8 protein-coding genes are annotated in these 10,866 nt (G+C 72.7%); all 8 read left to right on the forward strand.

Features of this window, described 5'->3' with window-relative positions; translation table 11 throughout:
* Positions 1-123: 123 nt before the first annotated feature.
* Positions 124-1,791: a sugar ABC transporter ATP-binding protein gene (locus ACE1OA_RS04815; RefSeq protein ID WP_432752326.1), complete on the forward strand. Its 1,668-nt coding sequence runs from the start codon at positions 124-126 to the stop codon at positions 1,789-1,791.
* Positions 1,788-2,759 carry an ABC transporter permease gene (locus ACE1OA_RS04820; RefSeq protein ID WP_356606346.1) on the forward strand — a complete coding sequence of 324 codons (972 nt, stop codon included), beginning with the start codon at positions 1,788-1,790 and terminating at the stop codon, positions 2,757-2,759. The genes ACE1OA_RS04815 and ACE1OA_RS04820 overlap by 4 nt, the downstream gene beginning before the upstream one ends.
* Entirely contained in the window at positions 2,756-3,811 is a 1,056-nt protein-coding gene (locus ACE1OA_RS04825; RefSeq protein ID WP_384872055.1) for an ABC transporter permease, read from the forward strand. The genes ACE1OA_RS04820 and ACE1OA_RS04825 overlap by 4 nt, the downstream gene beginning before the upstream one ends.
* Before the next feature lie 134 nt (positions 3,812-3,945).
* On the forward strand, positions 3,946-5,001 hold the full coding sequence (locus ACE1OA_RS04830) for a LacI family DNA-binding transcriptional regulator (RefSeq protein WP_356606342.1): 1,056 nt from the start codon (positions 3,946-3,948) through the stop codon (positions 4,999-5,001).
* A 62-nt stretch (positions 5,002-5,063) separates the two neighbouring features.
* Entirely contained in the window at positions 5,064-6,230 is a 1,167-nt protein-coding gene (locus ACE1OA_RS04835; RefSeq protein WP_432752327.1) for an aldose epimerase family protein, read from the forward strand.
* Positions 6,231-7,507: 1,277 nt separating this feature from the next.
* Complete coding sequence (locus tag ACE1OA_RS04840; protein WP_432752328.1) at positions 7,508-8,149, forward strand: GntR family transcriptional regulator; 642 nt, start codon at positions 7,508-7,510, stop codon at positions 8,147-8,149.
* 2 nt (positions 8,150-8,151) lie between these two features.
* On the forward strand, positions 8,152-9,054 hold the full coding sequence (locus ACE1OA_RS04845) for a dihydrodipicolinate synthase family protein (protein WP_356599994.1): 903 nt from the start codon (positions 8,152-8,154) through the stop codon (positions 9,052-9,054).
* The gene (gene araD / locus ACE1OA_RS04850; RefSeq protein ID WP_386544706.1) at positions 9,051-10,817 is read left to right on the forward strand and encodes an L-arabinonate dehydratase; all 1,767 of its coding nucleotides are present in this window, start codon (positions 9,051-9,053) and stop codon (positions 10,815-10,817) included. The genes ACE1OA_RS04845 and araD overlap by 4 nt, the downstream gene beginning before the upstream one ends.
* Positions 10,818-10,866: the final 49 nt, after the last annotated feature.

Here is a 10,866-nt window from a genome sequence, read left to right on the forward strand (position 1 = left end):
CGGAGCCCCCGCGGACCGCGGCCGGCCCGGGCCACCTCCCGGGCCGCGGGGCCGCCCGCCGGCCTCCCCGCCCCCGGCGGCCCCGCACCCACCCACACGATCCATCTCCGGAAGGCCACGTTCATGGCACCCCCCGAAGCGGCAGCGTCCGCGGCGAGCGGCACCGAGCCCTCGGCCGCGCCGACGGTGCTGGAGGCCCGCGGCGTCGGGAAACGCTTCCCCGGCGTGGTCGCCCTCGACGACGTCTCGTTCACCCTCCGCGCCGGCGAGACGCACGCGCTCGTCGGCGAGAACGGCGCGGGCAAGTCCACCCTGGTCAAGGTACTGACCGGCGTGCACCGGCCGGACAGCGGCGAACTGCTGCTGTCCGGGGCGCCGGTCCACTTCTCCCGCCCCTTCGAGGCCCAGCAGGCCGGCATCTCCACGATCTACCAGGAGGTGAACCTGGTCCCGCTGATGAGCGTGGCCCGGAACATCTTCCTCGGCCGCGAGCCCAAGAACCGCTTCGGCCTCATCGACTTCGGCCGCATGCACGCCGAGGCCGGGAAGCTCCTCGACGGGTTCGGCGTCACCGTCGACCCGCGCCGGCCGCTGCACACCCTGGGCATCGGCACCCAGCAGATGGTCGCGCTCGCGCGCGCGGTGTCGGTCGAGGCCCATGTGGTCGTCATGGACGAACCCACCTCCTCGCTGGAACCGCGCGAGGTGGAGACCCTCTTCCGGGTCATCGGCGACCTGCGCCGGAAGAACATCGCGGTCGTCTACGTGAGCCACCGCATGGACGAGCTCTACCGGATCTGCGACCGCGTCACCGTGCTCCGCGACGGCCGGCACATCCACACCGGCGACCTGGCCGAACTGGACCGCATGCAGCTGGTGTCCATGATGCTCGGCCGGGAGATCTCCGAGGTGCGCAGGCACGGGGTGACGAGTTTCGGCGACGAGGGCCACGACATCGCCCGCAAGCCCGTCCTGACGGCCACCGGCCTGCTCAGGAAGCACCAACTGGACGACGTGTCGCTGGAGCTGCACCCCGGCGAGGTCCTCGGCCTCGGTGGCCTGCTCGGCTCCGGCCGCAGCGAGACCGCGAAGGCACTGGCCGGCGCGCTGCCGCTGGACGCGGGCGAGGTCCGTGTCGACGGCACCCCGCTGGGACGCCTCTCCTCCGCGAGCGCCATCCGCGCCGGGATCAGCCTGCTGCCCGAGGACCGCAAGGCCGAAGGCATCGTGCCCGGACTGTCCGTCCGCGAGAACATCGTGCTCGCGGCCCTGCCCCGGCTCTCGCGCGCCGGCCTCGTCTCGCGCGCGCAGCAGGACCGGGTCGTCGAGGTCTTCATGAAGCGACTGCGCATCAAGGCGTCCAGCCCCGAGCAGAAGGTCGGCGAACTGTCCGGCGGGAACCAGCAGAAGGTGCTCCTGGCCCGCTGGCTCTGCCTCGAACCCAAGGTGCTGCTGCTCGACGAGCCCACCCGCGGCATCGACGTCGGGGCCAAGGCCGAGGTCCAGGCCCTCATCGACGAACTCGCCCAGGAGGGGCTCGCCGTCCTGCTCATCTCCTCCGACATCGAGGAGCTCGTCGAGGGCTCCGACCGGATCGTCGTCCTCAGGAGCGGCGCCACCGCCGGAGAACTGACCGGCGACCGGGTGTCGGAGGACGCCCTGCTGGCCGTGCTCGCCGACCACTCCCCCGCCGCCACGCCCGCGGCCGACCCCGCCGAGGGCGACGACGCCCCGGCGGCCGCACCGCACGTCCCGGCCCCGGCCGCCGCCGGCAAGGAGGACCCCCGATGACCACCCAGGCGACCGCGGCACCGACCCGCGGCACCGCACGGCCGAGCGCCCCCGCGTGGTTCCAGGAGTACGGCGTGTACGCGGCGGTGGCCGCGCTCCTGCTCTTCAACGCGCTCTTCACCGAGCACTTCCTCACCGTCGACAACCTGCGCACCCAGCTCATCCAGGTCGCCCCGATCGTCATCGTGGCCCTCGGCATGGCCCTGGTGATCGGCACGGAGGGAGTCGACCTGTCGGTGGGCTCCGCCATGGCGCTGGCGGCGGCGCTGCTGCCGCTGTACCTGGGCTACGGCCTCGTGCCGGCCCTGCTGATCGCGCTGCTCGCCGGCGCCGTGGTCGGCGCGGTCAACGGCGCCCTGGTGTCCGTCGTGGGGCTCCAGCCCATCGTCGCCACCCTGGCCCTGTTCGTCGGCGGGCGCGGCCTGGCCCTCGTCATGGCGGACGGTCAGCTCAAGCAGATCGTCAACCCCGACCTGCTGTCGCTGGGCACCGGAAGCCTGCTCGGCATCCCGCTCGTGGTCCTCGTCGCCGGCGTACTGGCCCTCGCCGTGGCCTTCCTCGTGCACCGCACCACGTTCGGGCGCCAGATCGTCGCCATCGGCGGCAACCGCTCCGCCGCCGCCCTGGCCGGACTGCCCGTCAAGCGCGTGCTGACCGGCGTCTACGTCCTGTGCGGGGTGCTCGCCGCGCTCGCCGGCGTCCTCGCCACCGCCCGGCTCACCGCGAGCGACCCGTCGTCGCTGGGCACCCTCATGGAGCTGTCCGCGATCACCGCCGTCGTCGTCGGCGGGACCCCGCTCAGCGGTGGTTCCATCCGCGTGCTCGGCACCGTCGCCGGCGCGCTGCTCATGCAGCTGCTGCGCGCCACGCTCGTCAAGCACGACCTGCCCGACTCCACCGCCCAGATGGCCCAGGCGGCCATCATCATCGCCGCCGTCTACGTCGCACGGGAGCGCCGATCCCGATGAACCTCACCTCACCCCTGACCTCCTCGGGGACGGGCGCCCCGGCGCCCGCGCCCACGAAAGGCACCCCCGTCACGGACCGCGCGGGCACCGAGGTCTCCGGCCGGGAACGCCTCGCCTCGCTCGTCCAGCGCCAGGGCGTGCTCGCCGTCCTGCTCCTCGTCGTCGTCATCGCATCGTTCGCCTATCCCACCTTCGCCACCCTCGACAACGCCCGCGGCGTGACGGTGCAGGCGTCGTTCCTGGCCATCGTGGCCCTCGGCATGACACTGGTGATCATCACCGGCGGCATCGACCTGTCCGTCGGATCGGTCTTCGCCCTCGGCGGCGTCCTCGCCGCCTGGGCCTCGCAATGGGGCCTGCTGCCGGCGCTGCTGGTCCCGCTCGTGGCCTGCGGAGCGATCGGCTGCCTCAACGGACTGCTCATCGCCCGGGCCGGGATGGCCCCCTTCATCGTCACCCTCGCCTCCCTGCTCGGCGCCCGCGGGCTGCTGCTCGCCCTCACCGACGAGGGCGCCACCACCTACCTGGTCCCCAAGGACTCGGCCTTCGCCACCCTCGGCCAGGGCAGCATCGCGGGCTTCGGCTACCCGATCCTCGTCGCGCTCGCCCTCTTCGGCGCCGGCGGCATCGTCCTCCAGCGCACCTCCTTCGGCCAGACCCTGTTCGCCGTCGGCGGCAGCAGCGACGCCGCCACCCTGATGGGCCTGCCCGTCGCCCGCGCCAAGATGACGGTGTACCTGCTCAGCGGCCTGCTCGCGGGCTTCGCCGGCGCGGTCAACGCGGCTCGGCTCTCCTCCGGCGTCACCATCATCGGCACCGGCATGGAACTCGACGCGATCGCCGCCGTCGTCATCGGCGGCACCCTCCTCGTCGGCGGCGCCGGATCGGTCGGCGGCACCCTGTGGGGAGTGCTGCTGCTCGCCGTCATCCAGAACCTGATCAACCAGATCGGTTCGCTCAACTCCTCGTACCAGTCGGTGGTCAGCGGCGGGTTTCTCATCCTCGTCGTCGTCGCACAGCGGTACGTTTCACGCAGCCGAAGAACGCTCTGACACGGGAAGCACCCCACCCGGACGCCCGGCCGCCGGGGTCCCGGTACACGGAGCGCCCTCCCGGGCGCCCCGACCGCACCGGGGACCCCGCACCGCCGGCCCCCAGCCGATCAGAGCCGAACCAGAGGAGTTCCGTGGGCGTCAGCCTCAAGGACGTCGCGCAGCGGGCGGGCGTGTCGATCAAAACCGTGTCCAACGTGGTGAACAACTATCCCCACGTCACACCACAGATGCGCGCCAAGGTGCAGCAGGCCATCGACGAGCTCGGCTACCGTCCGAACCTCACCGCCCGGCACCTGCGCAAGGGCCGCACCGGCATCATCGCCTTCGCCGTCCCCGAACTCGGCAACCCCTACTTCGCGGAACTGGCCGGCGCGGTCATCGACGCCGCCGCCCAGCACGACTACACCGTCCTCGTGGACCACACGGCAGGACTGCGGGAGCGGGAGCTGCTGGTCTGCCAGGAGTTCCGCTCCCACGTCATCGACGGGCTGATCCTCAGCCCCATCCACCTGGAGACCGCCGACCTCCTCGCCCGGCAGGAGACCTCGCCGCTGGTGCTGCTCGGCGAGCGCGAGTACGACGCGCCCTACGACCAGATCGCCATCGACAACGTCGCGGCGGCCCGCACCGCGATCCGGCACCTCCTCGACCTGGGCCGGCGCCGCATCGCCTTCCTCGGCTCCCGCACCGGCCGCGAACGGCAGCCCGCGCACCTGCGGCTGCGGGGCTGGCGGGAGGAGCTCGTCGCGGCGGGCCTGGAGCCCGACGAGGCGCTGGTCGTGGCCACCGACGGGTACGGCCGCACCGACGGAGCCGCGGCCATGGCGGCCCTCCTGGAACGCGGGGCCCGTCCCGACGCCGTCTTCGCGTACAACGACCTCATCGCCCTCGGCGCCCTGCGGACCCTCAAGGAACGCGGTCTGCGGGTCCCCGAGGACATCGCCGTCGTCGGCTTCGACGACATCGAGGAGAGCCGCTTCGGCGCGATCAGCCTCACCACCGTCTCGCCTGACAAGCAGGCCATCGCCCGCCTCGCCGTCGACCGGCTCGTCGAACGGCTCGGCGGCGCGACCGTGTCCGAACCGCGCCGGATCAGACCCGGATACCGGCTCGTCGTCAGGGAGTCCACCGGGGGCGACCACACCGTCGCACCGCAGGGCGGCGGCGAACCGGCCGCCGACGGCTGACCCCGTCCCGCACCTCCCCGCCCCGGCTCCGGCCGGCCATCCGCCTGCCCCGAGGACTCATCATGCCCCGACCCACCATCGGCCACCGGCCCTTCGGCACCGCCCCGAGCGGACACGACGTCGACCTGTGGCGGCTGGAATCCCGCTCCGGTGTGTACGCCGAGATCCTCACCTACGGCGGCATCCTGCACACCCTGGGCGTGCCCGACACCCGGGGCCGCACCGACTCCGTGGTCCTGTCGCTCCCCTCGCTCGACCAGTACGCCCAGAAGAGCCCGTACCTCGGCGCGCTGATCGGCCGCTACGCCAACCGCATCGCCCACGGCCGCTTCGTCCTCGACGGCGCCGCCCACCAGGTGCCGGTCAACGACCGCGGCCACGCCCTGCACGGCGGCCCGGAAGGCTTCGACACGAAGGTGTGGCGCGCGACCCCCCTCACCGACGGGGACACGGCCGCGCTCCGGCTGGACCTGCACAGTCCGCACGGGGACATGGGGTTCCCCGGCGCCCTCGACGTCACGGCCACGTACACCCTCGACGCCGCCGGAACACTGTCGCTGGAGTGCACGGCGACCACCGACCGGGCGACCGTGGTCAGCCTGAGCAACCACGCCTACTTCAACCTGGCCGGGCACGGCGACGTCCTGGGGCACACCCTCCAGGTGGACGGTTCGGCCTACCTGCCCGTGGACACCGAGGGCATCCCGCTCGGGCCCCTCGCGGAGGTGGCGGGCACCCCCTTCGACCTGACGTCGCCCCGGCCGCTCGGCGAGCGCGTCCTGGCCGACGGGGACGCGCAGATCCGGCGCGCCGGCGGGTTCGACCACTGCTGGGCCCTGTCCGGACGGGGGACGGGGAGGCTGCGGCGCGCCGCCCGGCTCGCGGCTCCGGCGGAGACCCGCGTGATGGAGGTGTGGACCACGGCTCCGGGCGTGCAGGTGTACACGGCCAACCAGCTGGACGGCTCGCTCACCGACGCCACGGGGCGGCCGCTGGAACGCCACGGCGCGGTGTGTCTGGAGACCCAGCACTTCCCGGACGCCCCGAACCGGGCCGACTATCCGAGCTCCGTGCTGCGCCCGGGGACGACCGACCGCCGCCGCACCGAATTCCGCTTCCCGCACCTCGCGAGGGGGACGGAGAGGGGGAGCGGGAGCGGGGATGCCGCCGGGACGGGCGATGGCACCGGGATGGGCGATGGCACCGGGACCGCCACGCCGAACTTCTGACGTCGGGGGGGGCGGGGGCGGGGGCGGCCCGAGGGGTGGGCGCGCTTGGGGGTGCGGGTCTGGGGGCTTGGGGTGGGCCGGTCTCCGTTTGTTTCTGGTGGTTGGCCGCCCTCTCTCCGAGTGTGGCGGGTTACGGCGCCGCTTCAAGGGCGCTCCTTCGTCGCGTCGGCTTCGCCGATTTCGCTTCGCTCCACCCTTGACCCGTCGCCTCCACCCGCCTTTTCACACTCGGAGGGCGGCCCGGGGAGGGGCATCCGCTCCGGGGCCCGGTGCCTCTCGGGCGCCGTCGGCGTCCGACAGCTTTCGGGGTGGCTTCCCGCACCCATTGAATGGGGCGGTCGGGCTTGGCTTAGCGGATGCCGCTCGTCTGTCGGCTGGGATTCATGCCCCGCTGGTCATTCCCAGTGGTGGGTGAAGCCGAATCCGGAGCCAGCATCGCCGGCTCGGGTCAGGGGGCACGGGTCGCGCGGGGCGGCGGGCCGTACGGATCCCATCCGCCCCACCCATCCCATCGCCAATCCGGGATCGGCTGCTCAATGACGCTACGGCGTACATTAAGCCCCCCGAGGGTCCGATATGCCCGTGAAGTCCCTTACCCTGTCGGTGTTACCGCAAGTAATGTACGCGCTAGCGTCATTCGGGATGACTCCGCATGGTCGGGAGAGACCGGATCGCCCGGCCTGGTGCCTCGACTCTCCAAGTCCTCCTCGGATCCGGCTGCACCCACCACCGGGAGTGACCAGCGGGGCATGAATCTCCGCCAAGACACGAGGGATTGCCGCTAAGCGCCGCCGCGTCACCCCATTCAATGGGTGCGGGAAGCCACCCCAAATGCCGAGGCCGCCGACGGCGCTGCGCGCCGCCCCAGCCCCCCGCCTGGCCCCTCCCCGGGCCGCCCTCCGAGTGTGAAAAGGCAGCCGGGGCCGGGCGGTCAAGGGTGGGCGCAGCCCATCGCGCAGCGACGCGACGAGGAACGAGGAGCGCCCTTGAGGGCACGGACCCGGCTGCCACACTCGGAGAGAGGGCGGCCAACCACCCGAAACCACCCAAGACCGGCCCACCCCAAGAGCCAGGACCCGCACCCTCAAGACCCGCCCACCCCGAGCCCCCCACCCCCAAGCCCCTCCCCCCCACCCCACCTCCCCCACCCCCCAGTAAGCGCTTTCTGAAAGTCCTGCGCGAAGCATTGACGAACTCTCCACGCCCCCTTAGCTTCATCGACGTTGCACTTCGTACGTCATATATGAGACGCGATACATGAGATCTGAGAGTGCGTCATGAACTTCGCCCCCAGTCCCATCCCGTCCCGCACCCAGTTCGTCCTGGAGGCGATCAAGCACGACATCCTCACCGGCGGCCTGAGACCGGGGCAGGCCCTGGTGGAGACCGAACTCGCCGCGCGTTTCGGGGTGTCGAAGACGCCGGTGCGGGAGGCCCTCAAGACGCTCGCCGGCAGCGGGCTCGTCGTGATGAGCCAGTACAAGGGCGTCACCGTGCGGATGGTGGACGCGGACATGGCCCGCGAGGTCTACGACGTGCGGCTGCTGCTGGAGCCGGAGGCCGTGCGCCGCACCGTGGCGACCGGGGCCTCGCTCGACGCTGCGCACGACGCGCTGCACCGGGCCGCCGGCGCCGAGGACCAGGCCGAACGCTCCCTGGCCAACCGGGATTTCCACCGCGCGCTGTACCTGCCCTGCGGCAACCCGCTGCTCGGCCGGATGCTCGACGAGGTGCGTGACCAGGCCGCCCTCGTCTCGACGGTGGCCTGGGCCGCCGTGCCCTCCTGGGAGCGGGAGGCGGCCGAGCACGAGGAGATCCTGCGGCTGGCCCGCTCGGGCGACGTCGCCGGAGCGGGTCGCGCAGTCCACGACCACATCGCCTCGTTCGTCGAGCGCGCCTTCCCCCGGAGCAGTGAGTGACCATGACGTTCGAACGCATGAAGGCCGCCCTCGCCGACGTCGTCGCGATCCCCGTCACGCCGTTCACCGCGCAGGGCGCGCTCGACACGGCGGCCCATCGCACCCTCCTGCGCCGGCTGCTCGACGGCGGCGTGCGCACCCTGACCCCGAACGGCAACACCGGCGAGTTCTACGCCCTGACCCCCGACGAGCGCCGTCGGGTGACGGAGCTGACCCTCGACGAGGCGGGCGACCGGGCCACGATCCTCGTCGGCGTCGGTCACGACGTCCCCACCGCGGTCGAGGCCGCCCGGCACGCCCGCGCCGCCGGGGCGCAGATGCTGATGGTGCACCAGCCCGTGCACCCGTACGTCTCGGAGGGCGGCTGGGTGGACTACCACCGGGCCATCGCCGAGGCCGTGCCGGAGCTCGGCGTGGTGCCGTACATCCGCAACGCCGCGCTCGCCGGGGAGCGGATGGCGGAGCTGGGCGAGGCTTGCCCGAACGTCGTGGGGGTGAAGTACGCCGTCGCGGACGCGGCCCGGTTCGCGGGCTTCGCCCGGGACGCGGGGCTCGACCGGTTCGTCTGGGTGGCGGGGCTCGCCGAGCCGTACGCCCCCTCCTACTTCGCCGGCGGTGCCACCGGTTTCACCTCGGGGCTGGTCAACGTGGCCCCGTCCGTCTCGCTGGAGATGCTGTCCGCGCTGCGGGCGGGCGACTATCCGGGGTCGATGAAGGTCTGGGAGCAGATCCGCCGTTTCGAGGAGCTGCGGGCGGCCAACGGCAGCGCGGACAACGTGACCGTCGTCAAGGAGGCCCTGTCGTCGCTCGGTCTGTGCCGCCGTGACATCCGTCCGCCGAGCCGGGAGCTGCCCGAGTCGCAGCGTGCCGAGGTCGCCGCGATAGCCGCGGGGTGGCAGGCGTGAGCGGGCGCGAGGACCTGGACCGGGAGTCCGGGGACCGGGGCCGGGTGCGTGCTCCCGAGGAGCTGCGCAGCCACCAGTGGTACGGGACGGACGGGCTGCGTTCGTTCAGCCATCGGGCGCGCACGCGGCAGCTCGGGTATCTGCCGGAGGAGCACCTGGGCAAGCCGGTCGTCGCGATCCTCAACACCTGGTCGGACATCAACCCCTGCCATGTCCATCTGCGCGATCGCGCGCAGGCGGTGAAGCGGGGGGTGTGGCAGGCGGGTGGCTTCCCGCTGGAGTTCCCGGTCTCCACCTTGTCGGAGACCTTCCAGAAGCCGACCCCGATGCTCTACCGCAATCTGCTGGCCATGGAGACCGAGGAGTTGCTGCGGTCCTATCCGGTGGACGGTGCCGTGCTGATGGGCGGGTGCGACAAGTCGACCCCTGCGCTGCTGATGGGTGCGGCGTCGGTGGACCTGCCGACGGTCTTCGTGCCGGCGGGTCCGATGCTGCCGGGCCACTGGCGCGGGGAGACCCTGGGTTCGGGCACGGACATGTGGAAGTACTGGGACGACCGGCGGGCCGGTCTGATCGGGGACTGCGAGCTGGCCGAGCTGGAGAGCGGTCTGGCCCGCTCTCCCGGGCACTGCATGACGATGGGGACGGCGTCCACGCTGACCGCGGCGGCCGAGACCCTGGGGGTGACGGTGCCGGGCGCCTCGTCCGTCCCGGCGGTCGACTCGGGGCACGACCGGATGGCGGCGGCCTCGGGCCTGCGGATCGTGGACCTGGTGCGGCGGGACGTCCGGCTGTCCTCGATCCTGACCCGGGAGGCGTACGAGGACGCGGTCGCCGCCGTGCTGGCCCTCGGGGGTTCGACGAACGCGGTGATCCATCTGATCGCGATGGCGGGCCGCTCCGGGGTGCGCCTGACCTTGGACGACTTCGACCGGATCGCGCGGACGGTGCCCGTGCTCGCCGACCTCCGTCCGGGCGGCCGGTACCTCATGGAGGACTTCCACTTCGCGGGTGGCATGCCCGGGTTCCTGTCCCGGCTCGCCGACCGGCTCCATCTGGACCGGCCCACGGTCTCGCACGCCACGCTGCGCGAGCAGCTCGACGGGGCCCTCGTGCACAACGACGAGGTGATCCGGGTGCGCGAGCGGCCCCTGGCGCCGGAGGGCGGGGTCGCGGTCCTGCGCGGCAACCTGTGTCCCGACGGCGCGGTGATCAAGCACATCGCCGCCGAGCCGCACCTGCTCAAGCACACCGGCCCCGCGGTCGTCTTCGACGACTACCGCACGATGCAGCGGACCATCGACGATCCGGCGCTGGGCATCACGGCCGACCATGTGCTGGTGCTGCGCGGGGCGGGTCCGAAGGGGGGGCCGGGGATGCCCGAGTACGGCATGCTGCCGATTCCCCGCCACCTGCTGGAGCAGGGGGTCCGCGACATGGTCAGGATCTCCGACGCCCGGATGAGCGGGACGAGTTACGGCACCTGCGTGCTGCACGTCGCGCCCGAGTCGCACGTCGGCGGGCCGCTCGCCCTGGTCCGCAGCGGCGACACCATCACCCTCGACGTCGAGGCCCGCTCGCTGCACCTGCACGTGCCGGACGAGGAACTGGCGCTCCGGCGGGCGGCGTGGACACCGCCGCCGGAGCGGTACGAACGGGGCTACGGCGCCCTGTACCAGGAACAGATCACCCAGGCCGACACGGGCTGCGACTTCGCCTTCCTGGCCCGGCCCGGGACGACCCCGGACCCGTACGCGGGCTGAGCCGCCGGCGACCCCGCCCACGCCGGCGGCCGCGCCACCGCACACCGCC

This window comes from Streptomyces sp. JL2001 (assembly GCF_050917515.1).
Lineage (GTDB): Bacteria > Actinomycetota > Actinomycetes > Streptomycetales > Streptomycetaceae > Streptomyces.

Excerpts from the sequence above, each read along its gene's own strand:
- ACE1OA_RS04815 (WP_432752326.1), top strand. The coding sequence starts at position 124 with ATGGCACCCCCCGAAGCGGCAGCGTCCGCGGCGAGCGGCACCGAGCCC.
- ACE1OA_RS04820 (WP_356606346.1), top strand. The coding sequence starts at position 1,788 with ATGACCACCCAGGCGACCGCGGCACCGACCCGCGGCACCGCACGGCCG.
- ACE1OA_RS04825 (WP_384872055.1), top strand. The coding sequence starts at position 2,756 with ATGAACCTCACCTCACCCCTGACCTCCTCGGGGACGGGCGCCCCGGCG.
- ACE1OA_RS04835 (WP_432752327.1), top strand. The coding sequence starts at position 5,064 with ATGCCCCGACCCACCATCGGCCACCGGCCCTTCGGCACCGCCCCGAGC.
- ACE1OA_RS04840 (WP_432752328.1), top strand. The coding sequence starts at position 7,508 with ATGAACTTCGCCCCCAGTCCCATCCCGTCCCGCACCCAGTTCGTCCTG.
- ACE1OA_RS04845 (WP_356599994.1), top strand. The coding sequence starts at position 8,152 with ATGACGTTCGAACGCATGAAGGCCGCCCTCGCCGACGTCGTCGCGATC.